The sequence below is a fragment of the Sorangium sp. So ce1335 genome, assembly GCF_051521615.1.
In the GTDB taxonomy this organism is placed as follows: domain Bacteria; phylum Myxococcota_A; class Polyangia; order Polyangiales; family Polyangiaceae; genus Sorangium.
In genome coordinates, this window is sequence record NZ_CP150363.1 from 3,667,371 (window position 1) to 3,689,386 (window position 22,016).

16 protein-coding genes and 1 pseudogene are annotated in these 22,016 nt (G+C 72.8%); 4 read left to right on the forward strand and 13 right to left on the reverse strand.

The window, feature by feature from the left end:
• Window positions 1-18: 18 nt before the first annotated feature.
• The 4 genes from WMF24_RS13685 to WMF24_RS13700 all read right to left on the reverse strand — a co-directional run bounded on the left by WMF24_RS13685 (window position 19) and on the right by WMF24_RS13700 (window position 2,266).
• Window positions 19-459, reverse strand: a complete 441-nt coding sequence (locus WMF24_RS13685) for an NADAR family protein (protein ID WP_437736833.1) — start codon at window positions 457-459, stop codon at window positions 19-21.
• A gap of 194 nt (window positions 460-653) precedes the next feature.
• A complete protein-coding gene (locus WMF24_RS13690) occupies window positions 654-1,526 on the reverse strand; it encodes a hypothetical protein (protein WP_437736834.1) in 873 nt (290 codons plus the stop codon).
• Window positions 1,527-1,576: 50 nt separating this feature from the next.
• Window positions 1,577-1,936, reverse strand: a complete 360-nt coding sequence (locus WMF24_RS13695) for a hypothetical protein (RefSeq protein ID WP_437736835.1) — start codon at window positions 1,934-1,936, stop codon at window positions 1,577-1,579.
• 204 nt (window positions 1,937-2,140) lie between these two features.
• On the reverse strand, window positions 2,141-2,266 hold the full coding sequence (locus WMF24_RS13700) for a hypothetical protein (protein ID WP_437736836.1): 126 nt from the start codon (window positions 2,264-2,266) through the stop codon (window positions 2,141-2,143).
• A 294-nt stretch (window positions 2,267-2,560) separates the two neighbouring features.
• Between WMF24_RS13700 and WMF24_RS13705 the strand changes: the two genes are divergently transcribed.
• Complete coding sequence (locus WMF24_RS13705; protein ID WP_437736837.1) at window positions 2,561-4,699, forward strand: hypothetical protein; 2,139 nt, start codon at window positions 2,561-2,563, stop codon at window positions 4,697-4,699.
• A gap of 217 nt (window positions 4,700-4,916) precedes the next feature.
• Entirely contained in the window at window positions 4,917-5,276 is a 360-nt protein-coding gene (locus tag WMF24_RS13710) for a hypothetical protein (RefSeq protein ID WP_437736838.1), read from the forward strand.
• Window positions 5,277-5,638: 362 nt separating this feature from the next.
• Here WMF24_RS13710 and WMF24_RS13715 read toward each other — a convergent pair whose 3' ends face one another.
• The 7 genes from WMF24_RS13715 to WMF24_RS13745 form a co-directional block, all read right to left on the reverse strand.
• Entirely contained in the window at window positions 5,639-6,865 is a 1,227-nt protein-coding gene (locus WMF24_RS13715) for an IS701 family transposase (RefSeq protein WP_437736839.1), read from the reverse strand.
• Window positions 6,866-7,007: 142 nt separating this feature from the next.
• Window positions 7,008-7,781, reverse strand: coding sequence for a S1 family peptidase (locus tag WMF24_RS13720; protein ID WP_437736840.1), 774 nt, complete (start codon window positions 7,779-7,781; stop codon window positions 7,008-7,010).
• Window positions 7,782-8,639: 858 nt separating this feature from the next.
• A complete protein-coding gene (locus tag WMF24_RS13725) occupies window positions 8,640-9,548 on the reverse strand; it encodes a hypothetical protein (protein WP_437736841.1) in 909 nt (302 codons plus the stop codon).
• A 396-nt stretch (window positions 9,549-9,944) separates the two neighbouring features.
• Window positions 9,945-10,085, reverse strand: coding sequence for a hypothetical protein (locus tag WMF24_RS13730; protein WP_437736842.1), 141 nt, complete (start codon window positions 10,083-10,085; stop codon window positions 9,945-9,947).
• On the reverse strand, window positions 10,082-10,210 hold the full coding sequence (locus WMF24_RS13735) for a hypothetical protein (RefSeq protein WP_437736843.1): 129 nt from the start codon (window positions 10,208-10,210) through the stop codon (window positions 10,082-10,084). The genes WMF24_RS13730 and WMF24_RS13735 overlap by 4 nt, the downstream gene beginning before the upstream one ends.
• A gap of 11 nt (window positions 10,211-10,221) precedes the next feature.
• Window positions 10,222-10,881 (reverse strand): histidine phosphatase family protein, encoded by a 660-nt coding sequence (locus WMF24_RS13740; RefSeq protein ID WP_437736844.1) that lies wholly within the window; start codon window positions 10,879-10,881, stop codon window positions 10,222-10,224.
• A 172-nt stretch (window positions 10,882-11,053) separates the two neighbouring features.
• Entirely contained in the window at window positions 11,054-11,362 is a 309-nt protein-coding gene (locus WMF24_RS13745; RefSeq protein ID WP_437736845.1) for a phosphatase domain-containing putative toxin, read from the reverse strand.
• Between the two features lie 114 nt (window positions 11,363-11,476).
• On the opposite strand from WMF24_RS13745, the pseudogene WMF24_RS13750 reads away from it, so the two are divergent.
• Both WMF24_RS13750 and WMF24_RS13755 read left to right on the forward strand, forming a co-directional pair.
• Window positions 11,477-11,674 (forward strand): annotated as a pseudogene (locus WMF24_RS13750) (IS1 family transposase); the annotation flags it as partial.
• Between the two features lie 201 nt (window positions 11,675-11,875).
• On the forward strand, window positions 11,876-12,748 hold the full coding sequence (locus WMF24_RS13755; RefSeq protein WP_437736846.1) for a hypothetical protein: 873 nt from the start codon (window positions 11,876-11,878) through the stop codon (window positions 12,746-12,748).
• Between the two features lie 143 nt (window positions 12,749-12,891).
• Here the strand turns inward: WMF24_RS13755 and WMF24_RS13760 are convergent, their stop codons facing one another.
• Window positions 12,892-14,850, reverse strand: coding sequence for a metallophosphoesterase family protein (locus WMF24_RS13760; protein ID WP_437736847.1), 1,959 nt, complete (start codon window positions 14,848-14,850; stop codon window positions 12,892-12,894).
• Entirely contained in the window at window positions 14,847-22,004 is a 7,158-nt protein-coding gene (locus tag WMF24_RS13765) for a pentapeptide repeat-containing protein (protein ID WP_437736848.1), read from the reverse strand. Before WMF24_RS13765 ends, WMF24_RS13760 begins: the two co-directional genes overlap by 4 nt.
• Between the last annotated feature and the right edge of the window lie 12 nt (window positions 22,005-22,016).

Genomic DNA, 22,016 nt, shown 5'->3' on the forward strand with positions numbered 1-22,016 from the left:
GCCCGCGGTCGCTTCACCTCACCCGCGGCTCCGCAGGAGCGCTCGCGTCTCCATCAAGATCTTCCCGAGCATGTTCCTGCCGACGCCCTCGGCGCCGCACCCCCAGTAGTAGTCCGAGGGGGAGCGCTCGACGATCTCCTCGTCGCCGGTCGCCAGCAAGATCTCCCGGATGTCCGCGTGGGTCTCGAACTTGCGCAGGACGGCGCGCCTCATCACGTCGTCCTTGACGCTGTCCCAGTCCGAGCGGAGCGGGAGGCGCCAATCCCGGCCCATCTCCTTCGCGAGCGCGGGTGTCGCTGCGCGTCGAATGCGCTCCTCGTGCTCGGTGCCGGCGAACTTCTGGGCCTGGAAGTAGTGCTCGGCGGTGGGCCAGTACCGGCCATCGGCCTCGAACCCGTGGCGAGAGAAGTTCGAGAAGCAGCCGTACTCGTCCTGTGGAACGTGGAACCCGATGGCCATGGTGGCTCCTCTCGCGCCGAGCCGCTGCCCGGGTCTCACGCTCTCTCGACGGATGAGCTCCCGGGGCGCAGGTCCGCCGTGAACATGGCACGAGCCATACACCTGGGAGCCTCCTCCTGCAAGGCGAGCTGCCGTCCCGGAGCGTGAGCCGCCGGGCATGTCGGAGGGGGCGACGCGAGCGGATGGAGGGAGTCTCACGCGGCGATCGCAGCCCGCTTCAACAAGCGGTCATACCACTGAAAATAGTCCCGCAGCGCCTTGCGCAACCTCGCGCGGTTCTTTTGAATGGACGCTTTGCTGTCGTTGATCTGCCGCCGCGCCCTCGCATCCAGCTCGCCCGCTGCGATCGAAGAGAACGCGCGCCGCGCGTTCTGGAGCTCCCCCTGGATCGTCCGCACCAGCCCCAGGATCTCATCGAAGCGTCCAGACGCCTCCGGCCATGCACCTCGCAGCGCGCGAGGGGCATGCTCCGGGTCGATCTTCCTGTGGCCCATACAGTACGTCCTGTTGCCGACCAGGTAACCCACGAAGAACTGATCGTTCACCGTACGGCTCTGGCTGGACGCCTCCGCGTAACCATGGACCGTCACGAGCAAGTCCTCCAGCGTCCCTACCTGGGGCTCAATTCCAATTGCAACGTCTCTCATGCGCGCGCGGGACAAGAACGGCTCGCCACTGCCAATGACCCCAAAAACGCTCCGTTGCTCAAATCGCCTGAACAGATAGGGTGTGTATCGACTGATCATCTTGTGACCAGGGTTTGGGGTGACGACCAAGAGCTGCATCGCTCGCGCAGCTTCCGGCTGGACCTCGGTCTCCAGATAGCTCCAGATCACGGATTCGATATTCGACGAGCTCAGATGTACCCCCGCGTGCGACACGAGAAGGCTCAGGTGGTCGAACATCGCGTCGGCGACCTCGGCAAGGCCGGCGACCCCGACGAGAAAGTCGGACCCACAGAACTGCTTCTCGAATCCGGAAAACTCTTCGTCGTCACCCGCCGAGACCTGACTGTCAGAGAACATGATACCGCCAGCCGCAGAGGACATCGCAACATGAACCGTCATCGCTCAGCTCCTGGCTTGTGCGCCTTGTTTTTTTTTTTTTTTTTTTTTTTTTAGCCGTCCAATGGCCTGAAATCATGCGTCCACCTGGCCACGTTCTCTTCTTGAAACTGGAAGGAGAGGTGCCACTTCACCCTCTTCGCCTTCCTGAGGAGCGCTGGCCTGTTCTCGTGGACGCTCTCCAGGAAACCGCTGAAGAACGCCGAAATCAGGAGACCCGGGGGCAGGCCGCGCGCGTCTATCTCGAGATCAGCCCACGAGATGCCCGCCGTCGCCAGCAGCGCACTGGATAGATTTCTTCCCTCTTCGGACGGGGGGCCATGGCCCACCAATTTTCTTGCGTTCACCGGCGTGCCCATTGCTTCACCTGTTACGCGCGTGTTCGTGGCCAGCAGATCTACACGGACGATCATGGTCTGGGGGCCATGTGGCGTCGAGCAGGCTCCCCATGGCCTTCGCCTCGGAAAGCAGCGCCGGGCTGGCACGAACGCTCAGACGTCTGACCACGGAAAGCCAGACGTCTGACCACGGAGAGCCAGACGTCTGGCCGCGCTTCATTTTCGAGGGAAGCGCATCACGCGCCGCATCTCGCCAGATGACGGCGGTGGCGCATGGGCTCACTGCGGGTGCTTCGCCACCAGCGTCGCCGCGTGGGCGAAGGCAACCAGCAGCAGCGCGAACAGGTGCACGATCCCGAAGCGCTCCAGATTTCGCTCGAGCCCGCCGAAGGCCCTCCGTACCACGAAGAAGGTCGCCGCTGTCGCGCGCGCGATTCCGGCGCCATCCCATGTTGGTGTGTGCGTCTGTGGCGGCTCTCATCCATGCCGACCCTCGAGGCAGGATGATCTGTTTGCGGGCAGCCGCGTGCTCCGCGCCGGCGTCGGCAGGTGCGCAGCGCGCCCGGTCACCGCGCCGTCCACCGTACGTCACCGCATGTCCCGCGCGCTGCGCGGCCTGGTGATCCGGTCAAGGATGCCTGATAGAAGGGGAGCAGGAGGCCCTCCCTGAAGACCCCTCGGCGGCTCTCGCCCTTCCCCTTGGCGCTGCTCGCGATCTCGTGTGGTCCTGCCGCCGGGCCGGCCCCGGCGGCGCTCGCGCCGGCGTCGGTCGTCCTCCCTCCCGCACCGCCGGAGGCGCCGGCGCGCGCCGAGGGGGACCCGGCTGGCCCTCCGGTCGATCCGTCGGCCCCGCTGACGCTCCCGGCCGCCGCGATGCCGCCGGCGCCCTGGATCGAGCCGCCCCTCGGAGCGCAGGAGCGCGCGCGGGCCGAGCAGAACCTGTTCAGCGACCACCGCGAGGTCGCCCTCGGCGCCCGCGTCGCGATCTTCGCCGCGCCCGGCGACGACGCCGGCGCGGCCGGCGGAGCCGCCGCAGGCGGAGTCGCCGCAGCTGGAGCCGCCGCAACTGGAGCCGCCCCGGGCGCAGCAGGCACCCCGGGCGCCCCCGGCCCCTTCGCTGTCCACGCGGATCTCGGCGTCCTCGGCCCCCTGCAGCTGCCCGCGCGCCTCACCTGGGTCGGCGTCGCCGGCGAGCGGGACGACGCCGTCTATGTTGCGACGCCCGACGGCGCCCTCCACCGCGCCGCCGACGTCCGCGCCGCGCTCCGGCCAGACGGCTTCGAGCAGCGCGGCAGCGTCCCCGGCGCGACGGCATGGGACGCCTCCGGCGGCCTCATCGCGGCCGCCGCGGGGGACCGCGTCAGCGTCTCCGCGGACGAGGGCCGCACCTTCACGTCGGCCGTCGTCGCGCCGGGCAAGAGGGTGCGCGCGGTGTTCGTGCGGCCCGACGGCGCGCTCGTCGCGGGCGCGGGCGCCGCCGAGGCGCCCTCGGGCGCCGCCGAGGCGCCTTCGCGCGGGCGCCCGGCTCCGGCGGCTCCGGCGGCCCCGGGGCGCCCTGCGCCGCCGGGGCGTCCTGCGCCCCCGGCGCGCCCGGCGGCGCAGGACACGTTCGTCTCGTCGGATGGCGGCAAGACCTGGGCGCGCTCCACGTTCCAGCCGCGCACCGTCGAGCGCGCGGGCTCCTGGATCTGGAACGGCGATCCGATCTGCCCCGCCGTGCTGAGCCGCGACGGCCGGACGTGGACCCGGGCCGCCACGGCCGACCTGCTGTACGACCGGCCGACCTTCGGCGCCGCGCTGTACCTCTCCACCGCGATCCGCGCCCGCGAGCCCGGCGTCCTCCGCTCGGCCCTCGTCCCGCAGGCGCCCGTGCCGCCCCTGAGCAGCGCCGCGGCGGTCGGCCGGGAGCCGCCGTGCAAGGCCGACGACGACGGCGGCCTCCTCGGCGGCATCATGGGCGGGTACGGCGCCGCCTGCGAGGGGGCGCTTTGCCTGCTCGCGGACGTCCCGCCGCGGCCGCCGCCGACGCGCACGTGGATCGCGGCCTTCGGCGACGGCCGCTGCGATCCGGCGCGCGTCCCGCCGGGCGGCGCCTGCGCCGCGCACCTCGTGCGGCCGCCGACGTTCGCTGTCGTCGACCAGCGCGCGGGCGCCGTGGCGCCCGTCGTCGCGCCGGAGGGGTGCGTGCAGCCGGTCGCCCTGCGCAACGCGGCCGGCGTCGGCGTGCTCGTCTGCCGCGCCGGCGGCGGCGCGGCGCTCTTCGTGCGGGGCGCGGAGGGCCCGTGGCGCGCCGAGGGCTCCCACGCGGTCCCGGCCGACGCGATCGAGCGGATCGTCGCGGCGCCCGACGGCACGCTGCTCCTGCTCGAGGACACGCCGTCCCCGAGCGCCCCGCAGCGCGCGCCGCTCCAGGCGCTCGTGCGCAGCCCGCTGCCGCTCGGCGCGCCGCAGGCGTGGCGCCGCGTCGTGGTGAAAGACGGCGTCGCGGCGCTGCCGGCCCCCGGCGGCGCCGCGCTCCTCGCGAGCGCGCCCGCGGCCTCGGCGGGCGCGCGCCTCGACGTGTCGCTGGATCGCCCGGGTCAGCCGCTGCTCGCCCTGGCGCGCGGCATCGAGGTCTCCCACGACCTGACGGAGATCGAGGTGGAGGAAGGTCGCGTGCGCTTCTTCGTGCGCCCGGAGCCCGCGCTCGGTCTCCCGGGCCAGCGCAGGCGCCCGTCGACCGGGCCGCGGGACGAGGGCTGGCACGTGCTGACCCACGGCGGCGCGCTCGTCCCGGAGGCGCCGCGCCCGGGGACGCCGCCGGCCGACGAGCGCCGGTTCGGCCCCGCAGGGCGGTAGGGCGAGCGCACGTCGCGAGACCGCCCGACCATCGCCATGGGCGTGCTCGAATCATCCAGCGTGTCTGACGTGTCCTGAATGGGGCAGTGGACGGCGCCCGCGCAGCGCTCCATGCACATGACAGCTGGAGCTCCGCGAGGCGCCGAGCCGAGGGCCACACCGGCCGCGGATCTCGAGGCGCTCGCGCGTCCATGCGCCACGGAAGAGATGGTGAGTCATGAAAAACATCCCGAAGATCGCGGCCTATCTGTCGCTCGCGGCCTCGTTCTCGCTGGCCGCCGGCTGCGTCGCGGAGGCGGTGGAGTCCGACGACGCAGCCGCCGAGGCGACGAGCGGGGTCGCCGCGGCGAGCCCCGGCGTCACGGAGGACCTCTCGCGCGAGGCCTGCACGAGCGAGGAGCACGAGGACGCCGCCGAGAGCTCGGCCGAGCAGTACTACCCTCATTACCCTCAGCCGTGGGAGTGTCGGCGTTACCACGGGTGCCTTCGCCGGCACGGCTATCGCTACTGCAGCCGTGTCTTTTCGCACCACGTCGTTCGGTACTGCTCCGGCTACCCCGGCTGGCTGCGCCCCTGATCCGGTCGCTGGAGGGGCGCGCGGGTACCTGTTGAATCTGGACGAGCCGGGACCTGTTCGGCGCCCTCGCCTGGAACAACGATCAAGTTGAGCGAGCGAGAATTGAACCGCCAAGACGCCAAGGACGCCAAGAAGAAGACGATGTCTTGGCGCTCTTGGCGTCTTGGCGGTTCGAAGTTCTGCTCGTTTCAGGCGGGTTTAACCCGTTTGTCGCGCTAGCACCACTGCGTCACGGCCCAGCGAGCTGAAGCGGATCGCCCCTGGACTGCGACGCGTGGCAGCTTGGGCATCGGGGCAACCAGCGGGTCAGCACGCGAGCGATGGCGAGTCGAACCGTGGGGAAGGAGTCCGGGAAGTGGCGCTCAGGCCGCGAGCGCGAGCGCACGGGGACGACGCGGCCGGGCAGCCGAGGGGGGAAAAGGCCGCGTGCGTTCCGCGACCACGAAGGCATAGCAGCTCAGCGCGACCGTGACGTGATGATGCCAGCCGCGAAACCGGCGGCCCTCAAAGTGGTCGAGGCCCAGCTCCCCCTTCAACTCTTCGTAGACCTTTTCGGTGCGGTAGCGTTCCTTGAACCTGCGAACGATTTCCTTGTTCGACATCCGCGCCGGAAGTGTCGTGAGCGCGAACTTGGTCGGCTTCGGCTCTTCGTCGGGCCACTCCATCAGGAGCCAAACGGGCGGGTGCTGCTCGATCGGGATCCCGTCCTCGTGCGCCACCTGGACGCGCCGAAGCGCGAAGCGCGAGGACAACGTTCGACACGTGCCTTCCCGCCAGCACAGGCGACGAAACGCCCCGCGCCCGAGGCGTTGCGCAAAGTCGGCGGCGCTGACGGCCAGGCTTGGGTCGGCAGCGCCACGACGTCGCAGCGGGAGGACCTTTGTGGGCGATTCGATACCGACGGCGTAGTCGAAGCCCAGTAACCGCACCGTCTCTCGGAACGCGTTGGAATTGCCGTAGGCGGCGTCAGCCAGCACGATATCCCCGGGGATGCCATGATGAACGGCGCGCTCGATCATCTCGAGCGCCAGGTCGATCTTGGTCTTGTAGACGACCTGGTCGGGGATGCGCGCCTCACGTCGTCGTGCTGGATCGTCCGCCCAGCTTTGCGGCAGGTACAGCTCGAAGTCGATGGGGACATGGTGATAGCGGGTCGCCACACTGAGGCTGATCCCGATCTGGCAATTGGTGGTCTTACCGGCGGAGCCGGTGTATTGCCGCTGAACGCCGACGGAGTGGGTCCCCTTCTTCAAGAAGCCCGTATCGTCGAGGATCCACGAGGTCACTGGGGCCTGCTGGGTCATCGCTCCGATCGCATAGCGCGCAGCGTGAAGGCGCACGGCCTCGTCGTCCCAATGCGAGTTAGAGACGAAGTGCAGCAGGCGTTGATGCGCCACCTCGACGCGTTCGGGATCGGGGCAGGCGCGCGCCGCGATCGGCTCGACGCTCTTGCGCTCCGCCTCGCCGAGCAGCCCCAACGCATACGTCGCGAAGGACTCGCGCCGCAGCGGATGGCCGAGCACGTCGCCAATCTCGGACAAGTAGGCCTGCAGCCGCTGCTCCGCGGCGGGGTCCATCACGTACTCCATGGCCCTGAAGGCTGTGTCGCGCCGGCGCCGCGTCGACCCCGGCACGACGAGAAGACTCCTCGTTCTACAGGCATATCCGCCCGAGCATGCAGCTCCCGCCGTTCGGTCATTGCCGGGTTCGGCGGGCTGCGACGCAGTGGTGCTAGGGCGCGTTGACGAACTGGTCGACGAATTCGACGTATCGGTCGACCGGCGTGTGCCAGCCGCTCGTGCAGATCTGGCCGTTGACCGCGTCGCCGTACGACGTCACGCCGACGATGGTGGGGACGCCGTTCACATCCATCAGCGCGGGCCCGCCCGAGTCGCCCTTGCACGTGTGGTGGTTCGCGTCGCCGAAGCCGAGCCGTAGCGGCTGCACGGTGTGGACCGTCGTGGACACGTGCTTCTTCACGTCGCCCCACCCCGTCTCATCGTCCCCGAAGCCGATGAGCCGGACCGGCTCACCGACATCGGCCTGGGTCAGCGGCGTGCGGTTGTAGGGTACCGGAGTGATGTCGAGGGGCTCGTCGAGGATGGCCACCGCGATGTCGTACCCCAGCGTGACGTTGCTGTAGTCGTACTGGGGGTGCATGTGAACCTCCTTCACGCTCACCAGGGGCCCGTCCTCGACCCATCGGTCGGTGCCGAGGAAGGCCTGGACTTCATAGTCGAAGTAGATCCAGTTCACCACGCAGTGGGCCGCGGTCAGGAGCACCTTCGGCGCGATGAGCGTGGCGGTGCAGGTCTCGAAGGTCGCGGGCTCGTCCTTCTGGTTCCCCACGATCTGCACGACGGCCGGATCGCCGTGGTCGACGGTGCCTCCGATGATGCCCGCGGACGCGGCGTCCGTCTCGCGCTCGCTCGGGGACAGGTCGTCCACCTCCGCCGTGCACGCTGAGAGGATCGCCGCCGTGAAGAAGAGGATTGTCTTTCTCATGATGAAGCTCCGTGGTTTGCATCGAGACATGGATCCACACGCCCGCGGACGCGCTCACGGAAGCCCACCCGTGGGGTGTTGCGTCCGGATCGCGCCGACATGGTCAGCTCCGCGACAGGCTGCTCCGCTGGGGCGGGGTCGGCTGTCGGCGCGAGCGCGCGTGCCTCCCGGGCGCGGCTTTCGTTCACGGGGCGCCGCTGGATCCTGCGTCTTTGCTCGACGCTCACCCGGTGGATGCCGGCGACCTCGGTCACCCTTCGCGCGAATCGAACGACCGGAGGCGTTTTTCTTCCGCGCGTGACCGCGCATCGCTGCGAGCGCGGTCACGTGAAAGAAATCCACGCGAACAGGCGCCAGGCGAGCCCGGCAGGTCACCGCTCACCGCGGCGGAGGGGACGTGCGGCGTACACGACGCCAGGGGCCGCCTGCCAGGGGCGTCCCCCTCGGGGCAGGTAGCCCGATGCGCCTGCCCTGGCGGCGAGGGGACACCAGCGCCGGGGCAGGCTCTCTGCTCCGGCGACGAGGGGGCACCAGCGCCGGGGCAGGCTCTCTGTCTCGGCGGCGAGGGGGCACCAACGCCGGGGCAGGCTCTCGGCCGGGCGGCTGCGTTGACGGCACAGCACCTTTGTTGCCGTCGCGGCGTGCCGTGAGCTCCCGCGCAAGGGCACGCCTGCGCGCTTCGTTCGGGATTCTCCCCGGGGGCAACACAGGGGCCGCGGACGTCTGACCGTCCGTGGTCAGACGTCTGGCCGTCCGTGGTCAGACGTCTGGCCGTCCGTGGTCAGACGTCTGGCCGTCCGTGGTCAGACGTCTGACCCACGCGCTCCGACGTCACGCTCCCTGACCGAGGACCCTCGTTCAGCGGAAGGCGAAGCGGTCGACCGTGATCTTGTAGCTGGGTTGTTCGCCGCGCTCGATGCGGCCACCGAGCGACATGTTGTGCTCCTCGCCGCTCGTCGCCACGTACTTCGCGTCGGTCGCCACGAACGTGCACGCCCCCTCGATCGGCTGCGGGCGCTCGAAGAGGCAGCCGTAGCCGTCCTCCGCGACGGGGCGACAGACGCCGGTGTCGATCTTCAGCGCCTCGACCTCCTCGCGCGAAAACAGGCGCTCCTCGTAGGTGATCTTCATGGGCTTCTCGCAGCGAACGTAGATGGGCAGGTACTGGTGCTGCGCGTCCCGGTACACGACGCCGTCGTTGATCTCCTCGCGCGTGCCCGAGGCCACGTCCAGATAGCCCTTCAGGCGGACCGGCGCCTCGACCGCGGCGGGGAGCCCCTCGGCGGGCATCGCCTCGGGGTGCGGGTGATCGCCGACGTAGACGAGAACGTTGAGGAAGCGGTGCCGCGCGCCGTCCGCGGCGGGGTCGAAGATCTCGCTGACCGCGTCGCATCGCGCGGCCTGCTCGGCGGAGTGGCTCTCCATGCTGTCCCCGATCGACTCGAACCCGAGCTCGTAGACGCCCACGCTCGCTCCCCAGCCATTCTCGTCCCTGGACGCGGCCAGGCCGGCGGCGTCGTTGTCTGGGGCGATCCAGAGGTTGTTGGTGGTGAGCGCGGAGACGTGCGTCAGCGAGCGAACGAGGGAGCCGTTGTCGCCGCAGCCGCGCCCGATCTGTTCATAGGTGGTGTCTACCTCCGCCGGAGTCGACGGGGTTGCCGGCGCCTCGGTGGGCTCGGCGATCGTGTCGCCGTCCGATCCGCCGCAGCCCGCGACGAAGATGAAAGGAACCCCCACGAGGACCAGCGAACGAAAGTAGTGACTCATGACGGCGGTGGGGAGCAAAGCTCGTACCTCCCCGATCCACGCGAATTTTCCGCCCAGATCGCGGCGCGAGACGCGACGCGTGAACGGGGCGCCACACCTCGGCCGCTTACAGCGTGCCTGCAGTCACCCCCTCCTGCTCCGCGAACACGCGCGCGTCCTGCCCGCTCTTGTGCCAGCGCGCCACCCGGTCGCGCCAGGTGCGTCTGCTCTCGTCCATCCACACCTCCGGCGCGGATCGCTATGCCGCGCAGAGGCTCCAAGACAGCATGCGGGTTGCCGCGATCGTCTACAGGTCGGAGCCGAAGCGCTGAGAGACCAGGGTGGACAGCCCATCGAAGCTCTTCCTCAAGTCGGTCGGCACGGCCGCGATGTAGGTACGGACCGACGGCGGTAGCGTCAACACGACGTCTCCTCGGCGGCGAGCAAGAACCACCGCTCGAGCGTGGCCGGGTCGAATCCCGGCCGGACCCGCACCACCCGCCCGTTGGGCAGCGCGATCTCGATCGGCTGCGGTGCGACCAGCGATGCCTCGGTCACCCGTGGACCGGAAGGAAGCGCGACACCTCCGTGGACGGCGGCGGCGAGGGCTGCGCGGGACCGTCAGTGCGCAGCTTCCAGCGCCACCAGTACGTCTGGCCGTCCGTGGTCAGACGTCTGACCACGGCGTCGCGCCTCACGCCGGCGGCGCGGAGAGCGCCTCGGCCAGCGCGTCGCCGAGGTGAGCGGCGTCGTTCCAGACGACGACGCGGTAGCCGCGGCTCGGGTCGTGCTCGATCAGGGAGACGCCCGTGTTGGCCGGCACCTGCAGCGACTTGAGCCCGCCGGCGTCCATCTGGAGCATCCGTCCGACAGCGGTCTTGATGGCCGCGCCGTGGGACACCACCCCGACCGCCTCGCCCGCGTGGCGCTCCGCGAGCCGGTCGAGCGCGCGCATCATGCGGTCGCCGAGCTCCGCGTACGTCTCGCCGCCCCCGCGCCGGACATCGACGCCGCGCCGCCATGCGGCCCACTCCTCGGGGAAGCGCGCCTGCACCTCGGCGCGGCTCAGCCCCTGCCAGGCGCCGAGGCCCACCTCCCGCAGCGCGGCGTCCGCGACGGCCTCGAGGCCCAGCGCCGAGGCAAGGCGCTCCGCCGTCTCCGCGGCGCGCTCGAGGTCGGAGCAGTAGACCGCCGAGAGCCGGATCCGCGCGCCGACGAGCCGCTGCGCGAGCCGCGCGGCCTGCTCGCGCCCCCGCGCGTTGAGCCCGCGCCCCGCCTGTCCCTGGAAGACCTGCGCGCGGTTGTCGTCCGTCTCCCCGTGCCGGATGAGCATCAGCTTCGTTGTGGCGTGCACGATGGCCGCACTGTAGCAGGCGCGCGTGGCGCGATGGGACCGCCCGGGGGCAAGCAGCACCGCCACGGAGAGTCAGACGTCTGACCACGGACGGCCAGACGTCTGACCACGGACGGCCAGACGTCTGACCACGGACGGCCAGACGTCTCACGCGAGCAGCGGACCCGCCGGGTCAGGTGATCCGACCGAGAGCGCGCGCGAAATCAGCAATCGCCTCTTCCTGATCGCTGTTCTCGATGGCCCCACGGCGGCAACGCCTCACGGCGGCGATCGCGTCGACCGGCGCGAGCCCAGGCTTCACCAAGCAAGCTGCCGCGACCAGTCGCGTCCTGCCCAGGCCGGCCCAACAGTGGATGATCGCGGCGCGCCCTCGCGCGGCCGTGTCGAGGATCCGATCGACCGGCGCACGAAGGGCCGCGATGTCGGACGGTGCCGAGAAGTCGCCGAAAGGCCAGCGCAGGACGGCAATGCCCCGTTCCATCGCACGCTCGGCCAGATCCTGGATCCCCAGAAGATCGAGCTCGTGATCACTGACCAGCGAGACGAGGAGGCTGGCGCTTCGTCTGCCGGCGGTCTCCAGCGACGGCGGACGGTCCAGGTCGACGAGACCTGGAGCTACGTCCAGAAGAAGCAGGCGCGCGTGCAGCCGGGCGACTCGCCCGAGGTCGGCGAGGCGTACGTCGCCGTCGGCGTGGCGAGCGCGTCCAAGCTCGTGATCGCCTACCGCGTCGGCAAGCGCGACGAGGAGAGCCCCCACGCGTTCATCGCGGACCTTCGCGCCTGGCTGGTGACTCCGGAGCCGCAGCGCGAGCGCTTCCCGGGCGATGCGGAGCCTGGAGGCCACGGCACACCGAGGCGCCCGGCGGCTGACGACATGTCGAATTTCAAACGGATCTACCACGGCGATAGTGATCGCTGATCCCGGTGTCCGCCGCGCGATCGAAGCGTGCTGTTTTCTTCATCTCGCCCGCACGGCGTGCCAGCCTGCGCCGCCATGCGAAACCGATTCGATCGGCTGGCAAAGGACGTCGCGCAGGAGGGGCTCACGACGACTGGCAAGGTCGTGACCGACGCGGAGGTCGCCGGGGAGGCGCAGCGCGCGGACGTCTGGTACGAGCCGGACCCGGCGCGCGCGTCGGGTCGAGAGCGCCTCGGGCTCCTCGGCCGCCTCGCGGAGACGGCGTGCACCATCGAGGCGTACAGCGACACGCCGAGCGCGGAGGAGGCGCGCGCGTGCGTGGAGAAGCACCTGTCCGTGTGGCGAGGCCGCGTGGCCCGGGATCGCACGGCGGAAGCTCCGTTCCTGTGGATGCTCTCGACGGGCCGCCCGGCGGCCGTGCTCGACGGTCTGTGCACGAGGCAGATGGCCGGCTGGCCCGCGGGCGTGTACGAAGGGCCCGGTCTGCTGCGAACGGCGCTCGTGGTGCTCGGCGAGCTGCCGCGCGAGCGCTCGACCCTGCTGATCCGGCTGATGGGCGGAGGGCGCGTGCTGCGAGAGGCGATCGAGGATTTCCGGCGGCTGCCGCAGGACGCGCCGGAGCGCGCCATCGCGCTCGGGCCTCTGCTACGCTTCCGGGCGGCGGTCGCCGAGGTCGGGCCGGCGACGCCGGAGGAAGAGGAGATCGTGATGACCACGCAGGAGCTCGTCGAGCAGTTCATCGAGCAGGGACGCAAACAGGAGGTGGCGCAGGTGACGATCGAGCTGTACGAGGCTCGGTTCGGCCCGATGCCGTCGACGCTGCGCTCCGCCGTGGAGGCCATGCGCGATCTGCCGACGCTCCGGGCGTGGCACCTCCTCGCCGGCACCGGGACACGCGAGGAGGTGCACGATGCCATCACCGCCGGCGTCGCCGGGCGCTCGTCCTGACCGCCGCCTGAACAGCCAGGTCGCCGTGCATGGGGCGCAGCATCCGGGCCGTTGACCACGCCCGGCAGTCCCGTCTCACGTGTGCAGACGCGCCGCGTGCGATGCCAGACGTCTGACCGCCGACAGCCAGACGCCTGACGGCGCTACTTCCCCGGCGCGAACGGCCCCATCGACGCCCTCCGGGCCCACGTCGCGCCCTCGCGCACCACGCGGTGGACGTGGATCCGATAGCTGACGTCGCCGCCCGCGCCGTCGCGCGCTATCTCGATCTCGTTGTAGCCGTTGTGCTCCTGCACCTCGCGGCTCGACAGCGACGGCGCCGCGGCGATCCGGATCGTCCAGTCCTCGTGCCGCTCGGGCCATTGCTCCTTGCCGAACCAGCCCGTGTGGCTGTGGCCGTGGAGCACGAGGCAGAACTCCTTGTGTACGAGCGCGTCCTTCACCTCGCCGGCGTTGATCAGGCCGCCGAAGCGGGCGAGCTCGGTCGACGGGAGCGGGGACACCGGGTGGTGCAGCACCGCGATCTTGATCGGCGCGTGCCACTGCGCCCTGCGCACCCGCTGGAGATCCGCGTCGTGGACGAGGCCCGGGTCGATGCGCGACACGTGGTCGCGAAGGGCCGCCGCCCGCTCCGCGTCCTGCTCCTCCATGGCGTCCTTGCGCAGGCGGGCGAGCAGCGACAGGAGCTCGTCCCGCACCGGATCCGCCTCCTGCTGCCCGCCGAACTCCGCCGACCCGAGCAGCGCGAACTCGACGCCGAGGTCCGCGTACCGCGCCACCGCGAGCGACCGCGTCTCCGGCGGCTCGTCGAGCCGCGGCCGCGCGCACCGCGGGTGATCGCCGAACGCCCGCGCGAAGGGCGCGTGGCGCGCCTGCGTCGCGGCCTGCTCCGGCCGCGCGGCGAGCCGCCAGTCGACGTCGTGGTTGCCGCCGACCAAAAGCACGTTGGGCTCGTCCGGCGGCAACCGGGGGTGATCCGCGAGGTGCCGGCAGAGCTTCTCGATCCACACCCGCGCCTCGGCGTACTGGGCCTCGTCGGCCCACTCGGCGATGTCGCCCGAGACGACGAGCAGGTGCGGCGCGCGGCCCGCGGCGGCGAGCTCGGCGACGTGCTCGACGTAATGGTCGCACACGCGCGGGGCGCCCAGCGCCGGCGCCATCACGTCGCCGTGCTTCCCTCGCTCCTTCACGTCGACGCGCTCGGCGGCCTTCGGGCCGAAATGGATGTCCGAGACGTGGTGAATCCGCAGCGGGCACAGGTTCGCCTCGAGGATCGGATCGGCGAGCACCGAGCGCCCGCCGCGCCGCTGCACGAGGCCGCAGCGCTCCAGCAAATCGACGTTCTCGTCGTGGCGCGACGCGCCGCGCGCTATCTCGCGCAGCGCGCCCCGCTGCGCGTCGGTCAACCCGTCCTCGAAGACGGCCTTGTGGTAGGCGAACTCCCGCAGCTCGCTGCGCACGCGCGCCGTCCAGAGCAGCGTCCACGGCTCCCTCGCCAGCTCGGGCGAGTGCTCCGCGATCTGGAACACGAACTCGAGGAGGAAGGGGTTCCTGCGCCAGACCGCCGGCAGCTCGGCGAGGAGCGCGCGCGCCGCGTCGGTGCGCGCGAGCCGCTGCGCCTGGCCGGGCGTCAGGGGATCCAGGAAGCGCATGTCGCGCGAGCAGACGAGGCCGGCGTTCCCGTCGGCGGCGCGCTCGAGCGCGACCCACTCGGCGGGGCTCATGGCCAGGAGCACGCGCGTGCCATCGGCGTAAAGCTCGCTGCACCACCGCAGGAAGGCGCTCGCGTCGCGCGGCGTGCCGCCCGCGCCGGCGAGCTGCGGCTCGTCGAGCAGGAGCGTCGTACCCGGCGGCACGGCGGGGAGCGCCGGGCCGGCCCGGCGGAGGTCCATGTACCGGACGTTCATGCCGCCGGCGCTGCCGAGGTGGTGCTCGAGCGCCTTGAGGGTCCACGTCTTTCCGGCCCTGCGGGCGGCGACGAGCGGCCAGACGACGCCGTTCGCGGGCAACGACAGCAGGAGATCGAGGAACTCGCCGTGATCGCGCACGTCGCGCTCCGGCGAGTAGTTTCTCCTCACGTCGAACACGCGCGTCACGATCACGAATCCCTCCCTGGCTCCCTGGCCACCCGCCGGAGCCAGTCGAAGAACGGCGGATCCACGAGCCATGTGCCGAACGCATCGCAGAGCCCCGCGTCGCAGAGGACGGCGACGTCCTCGGTGGGCAGCCTTCGCACCTCGGGCAGCGCGGCGTCCGGCGCGCCGCGGAGCGCGCCGAGGACGGCCCGCGCGCGCTCCGGCAGCTCGGCCCAGCGCGCCCTGAAGAAGGCGGCGTCGCGGTCGAGCAGCAGGCGCTGCTCGTAGAGGTCGCGCACGCCGGCGCGCTCGACGAGGGCGCGCCGCTGGCCGGCGCGCACCGCCTGGACGAGCGCATACCCCATGACCTGCAGGTAGAACGGCCACGGCCCGCAGAGCTCCACGATCCAGCGCGCCGTGCGCTCGGCCTCCACGGGGACGTCGGGAGGCGCCGTGTCGACGAGGAAGCGAATCGCGTCCGGCTCGGCGAGGGGGCCGAGGTTCACCGGCGTGACGTCGTTGCCGAACGACGAGCCCGGGGCCGCGGCGAACGCGTGCTCGACGACCGTGACCCAGTCCCAGTGCGAGCCGACCAGGACGACGCTCGTCTGCTCCTGCCCGACGGCGCGCAGCCAGGCGAAGACGGTGGCGTCGGCCTTGTGGAGGTTGGCGACCTCGTCGAGGAGCAGGACGGCATTGCCGGCGGCGGAGAGGCGGTTGCGCAGGGTGAGCGCGGGGGCGGCGTCGGACCGGAGCGAGGGGTCGAGGAAGACGGCGAGATCGTCGGCGGTGCGGAGGCTCGAGGCGCGGCCCTCGAGCGTGCGGTGGTGGACGGCGCGGGTGGGCGCGAGCCGCGCCGCGAGGTGGTGGAGGATCGAGGTCTTTCCCGCGCGGCGCGGGCCGCGGAGGACCGCGGGGCTGCGGCTCTCGATGAGGGCAAAGAGCTCCGCGAGCACGGGATCGCGGCCCGGGAGGGAAGGGGAGCCGACGAGGGCGGGGCCGGGGCGGAAGGGGTTCGTCAGCGCGCCCGGCGGCGAGGCTCCCGGCGCAGGGGGCCTGTCGAGCGCCGCGAGCGCAGGGGGCCTGTCGGACGCCGCGGGCGCAGGGGGCCTGTCGGACGCCGCGGGCGCAGGGGGCCTGTCGGACGCCGCGGGCGCAGGGGGCCTGTCGGACGCCGCGGGCGCCGGGCGCGGGGGCACGGAGCTGAGGGCCCGGGACACGAGCGCCCCCGGCGCATCGGAGATGAAGCGCTCCTCGCCGTCCCAGGGGACGCCGCCCGCATAGCCGTGCCGCGCGAGCTCCTCGTCCACGCTGTCGCCGCCGAGATCGCCGGCGAGGGCCGCCATCACCTTGTCCGGCCGCCGCAGGACGTCGCGGAAGCCGGCCAGCGGGAGGTACAGCGTCGTGCTCGAGTCGGGGCGGCGGAGGGCCAGGCGAGCGCGCTCGGGCTCCGCGTCGTCGAGGAGGCAGAAGCCCCCGGGCGTGCGGGCGAGCGTCGTCAGGCCGGCCGATTCGAGGCAGGCGAGGAGCCTGCGCTGCTCCGCGCTCCAGATCCGCACGGTGCCGTCGTGCCCCGCGCTCGCCAGGCGGTCGCCGCCCGGCTGCCAGGCCATGGCCATCACCCGCCGCGCATGGCCCTCGAGCCGCGCCAGCTCCTCGCCGGTGCCAGCGTCCCAGAGCCGCACCGTGCCGTCGTGCCCCGCGCTCGCCAGGCGCTCGCCGCGCGGCGACCAGGCGACCGCGGTGATCCCGCGCGCGTGGCCCTCGAGCCGCGCGAGCTCCTCGCCGGTCCCGGCGCGCCAGATCCGCACCGTCGTGTCGTCGCCCGCGCTGGCGAGGCGCTCGCCGTCAGGGCTCCAGGCAAGGGCCTTCACGTCGAGCGTGTGGCCCTCGAGCCGCGCGAGCTGCCGGCCGGTGTCCGGATCCCAGATGCGCACCGTGGCGTCGTGCCCTGCGCTCGCGAGGCGGTCGCCGTCCGGGTGCCAGGCCAGCGCGAGCACCCAGTTGGAATGGCCCTCGAACCGCGCGAGCTCCTGGCCCGTCGTCGTGTCCCAGATGCGCACGGTGCCGTCGTTCCCCGCGCTGGCCAGGCGATCGCCGGCCGGGTGCCAGGCCACGGCGAGCACGCCGTTCAGGTGGCCAACGAGCCGCGCGAGCTCCTCCCCCTGGCCCGCATGCCAGAGGCGCACCGTCTGGTCGTCGCCCGCGCTGGCGAGGCGCTCGCCGTCCGGGTGCCAGGCGAGGGCCAGCACCCAGTCGGAGTGGCCCTCGAGCCGCGTCAGCTCCTTGCCGGTGCCGGTGTCCCAGACCCGCACCATCGAGTCGTTCCCCGCGCTGGCGAGGCGCTTGCCGTCCGGGTGCCAGGCGAGGGCCAGCACCCAGTTGGAGTGGCCAACGAGCCGCGTCAGCTCCCTGCCTGTGCCGGTGTCCCAGATGCGCACCGTGTTGCCGTCGCCCGCGCTCGCGAGGCGCCGGTTGTCCGGGTGCCACGCCATGGCCCTTACCCAGTTCGTGTGCCCCTCGAGCCGCGCGAGCTCGCCGCCGGTGCTCGCGTCCCAGACGCGCACCGTGTTTCCGCTGCCCGCGGTGGCCAGGCGCTTGCCGTCCGGGCGCCAGGCCACGAGCCTGACCCCGCTCGAGCGCCGCTCGAGCCGGGCGATCTCGCGGCCGGTGCTGGCGTCCCAGATGCGCACCGTGTTGCCGTCGCCCGCGGTGGCCAGGCGCCTGCCGTCCGGGTGCCACGCAACGGCCGTCACGCGGCGCACGTGGCCCTCGAGCCGGGCGAGCTCCTTGCCCGCGCTCGCGTCCCAGATGCGCACCGTGGTCCCGTCGCCCGCGGTGGCCAGGCGCCTGCCGTCCGGGTGCCAGGCAAGGGCCATGACCCCGCGCTCGTGGCCGTCGAGCTGGGCGATCTCCTTGCCCGTGCTCGCGTCCCAGATGCGCACCGCGGTCCCGTCGCCGGCGCTGGCCAGGCGCCTGCCGTCCGGGTGCCACGCAACGGCCCTCAGCCAGTCGGAGTGGCCCTCGAGCCGGGCGAGCTCCTTGCCCGTGCCGGCGTGCCAGATCCGCACCGTCATGTCGTGTCCCGCGCTGGCCAGGCGCTGGCCGTCAGGGCACCAGGCCACGCTGAGGATCCAGTCGGAATGGCCCTCGAGCCGGGCGAGCTCCTCGCCGGTGTCCGCGTGCCAGAGGCGCACCGTCTGGTCGTACCCCGCCGTCGCGAGGCGCTGGCCGTCCGGCGACCACGCGAGCGCGTTGATCGTGCCCGTGTGTCCTGAAACGAGGTCCACGCGCGCCAGGGGCGGCGTCGCGGCGAGCCGCTGCGCGCGCTCCAGGAGCGCGCCCCGGCCCGCGATCACGCAGGCGCTCACGTCGGCCCCCTCGGCCTGCGCGCCGTTCCAGCGGCAGCCGGTCCACGTCGATTGCCGGAGGACGGCGCCGCCGAGCTGCGCCAGCTCGACGACGGCGCCCCGCGCCCCGGCCTGCGTGAAGTCGGTCCGGTGCGCGATCGCGCGCCGGAGGATCGTGCCGTCGAGCTTCGCGCCCGACAGCGTCGCGCCGCTCAGCACGGCCTCCGTCAGCTCGGCGCCGGACAGGTCGGCGCCGGACAGGTTCGCGTCCCGCAGGTTCGCGGCCGCGAGCGGCGCGTCGCGCAGGTCCTCGCCGGCGAGGTGAACGCCGTGCAGATCCGCCCCATCCGGGATCCACCCGGCCGTCTCCTCGGCCCACCGCGCGAGGCCGAGCAGGAGCCGGAGGGCGTTCTCGGCCGGCTCCCTCGTCGAGGGCGCGAGCTGCCTGTCCATCTGCAGGAACGACTGGACGGCGCGCACCGCGGCCGCGCGCCTCGGTTCGCCGGACGTCCTCAGGATCTCGCCGACGAACGCCGCGACCTCGCGCGTCATCGGCTTTGTCCGGAGCGCCTCGATCGGCCGCTCGGCCAGCGTCGCCACGAGCGCGCGGGCAAGGAAGTATTCGAGGAACGCTTTGTGCGCGAAGCGGTAGCCGTCGACGCCCTCCTGGACGAGGAACGACCCGCCCTGCAGCGCCAGGAACGCGGCGTCCGGCGGCGCGCCCTCGGGCAGGAAGCGGAAGAGCCGGGCGCGGACCGATTGCTGGAGCTCCTGCCAGGTGCACGCCGGCCGGCCGGACCGCCAGAGCTGCTCGGCGAGCGCCTCGGCGAACTCCGTCTTCTGCTCGTCGGAGCTCTCCGGCGCGTCCTTGCGCGTGGTGTCGAGCCACCGCTTCAGGTACGCCTCGTACAGGTCGGCTCGCCCGACCTTCGCCCCGGACGCGATGTCGTCGAGCGTGGCGAGCACCATCCCGAGCAGCAGCGGCCTGCGCACGAGGTCCTTGAGGTCGTAGAGCGCGCCGATGCGCGCGAGCGCCGCCTCGGCGCCGTCCTCTCCGCGGATCTGCCGAACGAGCTCGCGCACCTGCGCCTCGGTGAACGGCTGGATCGCGAGCCGCCGTACCCCCGCGGGCGTGCCGGCCGCGTGGGGGGGCGCGCTCTCGGCGGCCGTCTGGAGGTGCGCCTCGGCGGGGAAGTGGTCGTCCCGCGAGGAGATGACCACCTTGCCGCCGCCGGCCGCGACCTCCAGCAGGCCGGCGCGCCGCCCTGCGAGCTCGGAGGCCTCCAGGCGCGTCGCCATCTCGTCGAAGCCGTCGAAGCAGGGCACGACGAGCCTGTGGCGGATGAGCAGGCGCAGGGCGGCGCGGTTCGCGGCGCTGTCCGGGGCGCCGGCCGCCTGGAGCAGGAGCTGCTCCGGGCTCAGGTGGGGAGAGGCGCCCGCGAGGTTGACGAGCAGGGGCCTCGGCCCTTCGGCGGACGCCCACCGCCGCTCGGCCCACGCGGCGAGCGCGGTGGACTTCCCCATGCCGAACTCGCCGAGCACCAGCGCGATCTTCTCGCCCGACGACAGCCACGCGTCGAGGGCGCCGAGCAGCGGGGCCGGCTCGTCGCGCCCGTCGACGCAGGCGTCGGGCTCGACGAACCGCCCCGCGACCTCGCGAAGCCGCTGCTCGCGGAGCGCGGCGACGACGCCGCGCGCGCCGTCGAAGCGAGGCAAGAGGCGCGCGATCCGCTGCGCCAGGGCGTCCTGCGGGATCGCCTCGAGCGTGGCGTTCGCGAGCCCCGACCGGGCGGCGGCGGCGCGGAGCCTCTCCCACGTCCGCCTGGGCCCTGTCCAGCGCTCGTGGCCGTCGATCCACAGGAGGGTCCACGCTTCGTCCTGGCGGGCCGCGACGAGGAGCGTGCACCAGGCCGGCCGGCCCTCGGGCCAGACGCCGACCGCCGCCACGTGCTCCCGCCCCTCCGCGAGCGCGAGGAGAAAGACGGTCTCCGCCGAGAGGATCTGGTGCTCGGAGAACCGCGGGGCGAGCTCCTCCCTGGCCGGCCCGGCGACGGGGCCCAGCGCCGCGCCGGGGCCGCCGGAGGCGCGCGGCGAGGCGTCGGCGCGCGGCGAGGCGTCGGCGCGCGGCAGGGCGTCGGCGCGCGGCGGGGCGTCGGCGCGCGGCGGGGCGTCGGCGCGCGGCGGGGCGTCGGCGCGCGGCGCGGCGTCGTCCATGGTGGCGCGGAAGCCGGACGGATGCCGCTGGAACGAGAGCACCCACCCCCGGTGCTGCTGCGTCCCAAGCGCCGCCGGGTCGAGCCTCCGCGGCAGCTCGACCCGCAGCTCCGGCGGCAGCGAGCGCTCGCGCTCGCCGTCGCGGGCCTCGGGCGCGCCGCGCACCGCCTGCGCCACGGCGCCGAGCGCCGCCATCCCTTCGGGCGTCCACTCGCCGTTGCCCCGCTTCGCGTCCACCGCCTTGCGCAGCCGCGCCTCGACCTCCACGAACCCGGCCTCGCGCGCCTCCCGCGCGGTCATCCACGCGAACACGACGTCGGCGGCCGCCCCCGCCGTCGCCGCGCGCAGGGCCTCGAGCGGCAGCACCTCGGCGGGGACGACGATCTCCCGCGTGAACTGCCGTATCTCCTCGACGCGGGTCAGCCTGTCGAGCTCGCCGTAGAGCCGGCGCAGCCGCCTCCCTCGCGCCGCGGCCCCGGACAGGGCGCCCGCGTTCAGCAGCACGTCGCGCGCCTCCTGGATCCGCGCGACGAGCGCCTCGAGCGCCTCGTCGTCGTCGCGCCCGAGGAGCTCCCGGGCGCCCTCGAGCCACCGCGCGTAGGCCTCTCCCGCCGGGTGCCCGCGGTACACGAGCGTCGCCTCGGCCACGGGCACGACCGGCCGCGCTGCGACGGGGAGCGCGGGGCGCGCGGGGCGCGCGCTGGCCCGCTCGTACCGCAGGTCGACGTCCGCGACGATCACGCCCTCGTCGCCCGGCTCGAGGTACCCCGCCCGATCCGGGAACCGCCGCAGCTCGTGGGGCTGGGCCTCGTCGACGTAGATCGACGTGCCGCCGCCCTCGGCGCCGTCGCAATACAGCGTGGGCCGCCCGTACCGGCGCGCCTCTTCCCAGACCTTCCCCGCGGGCGCCGGCAGCGTCGTGTGGGGGGTCGCGCTGGGCACGGCGAGGAAGCGGCACGCGCCGATCCGCGCCGCGTCGGGCGCCCCGTCGTGCGCGGCGTCACGAAGGAGGAAATCGAGACAGACGAGCACGCCCATGGGGCCGGGGATCCCGTCGGGCATCTCCACGGGCGCCCACGCCTCGCCCGCGCGCATCGCGCTCCGCTCCACCGCCGCCGCGTTCCGCTTCGCTTGCAGGCCGAGGAGCCGGCCCCGGTGCAGCACCGGGCATACGGACTGTCCCAGCGCGGGGAGCGCCGCGGCGCCGAGGCGCTCGTACACGCCGGATCGGCGCGCGGACCGGTCCACCATGTGCGTCCCCGCCACGACGACCATGTCGCCCGCGGCGTCGGCGACGTCGCCGAGGAGCTCCCACGGGATGCTGTACTCGGGGAACACGACGATCGTCGCCCCGTACTCCAGGCAAGCCGACAGCACGGCCCGGATCCGCGCGAGGAGCTGCGCGTCGTAGGCCTCGCGGATGCGCCGCCGGAGCGCCTCGAGCTCCGGCTTTATCGCGTCGGGCACGTCGGCCCGCGACGGGAGCAGCGAGTCCGTCGCCGTCCTCGGATCGAAGAGCGGATCTTCGAGCGGCGACCGCCGATCGAGGAGGATCGCCGGGTAATAGGCGAGCTGCACGACGGCGACCCGCGTGTACATCGCACCCTCTGCCGCCACCTGCATTCGTTC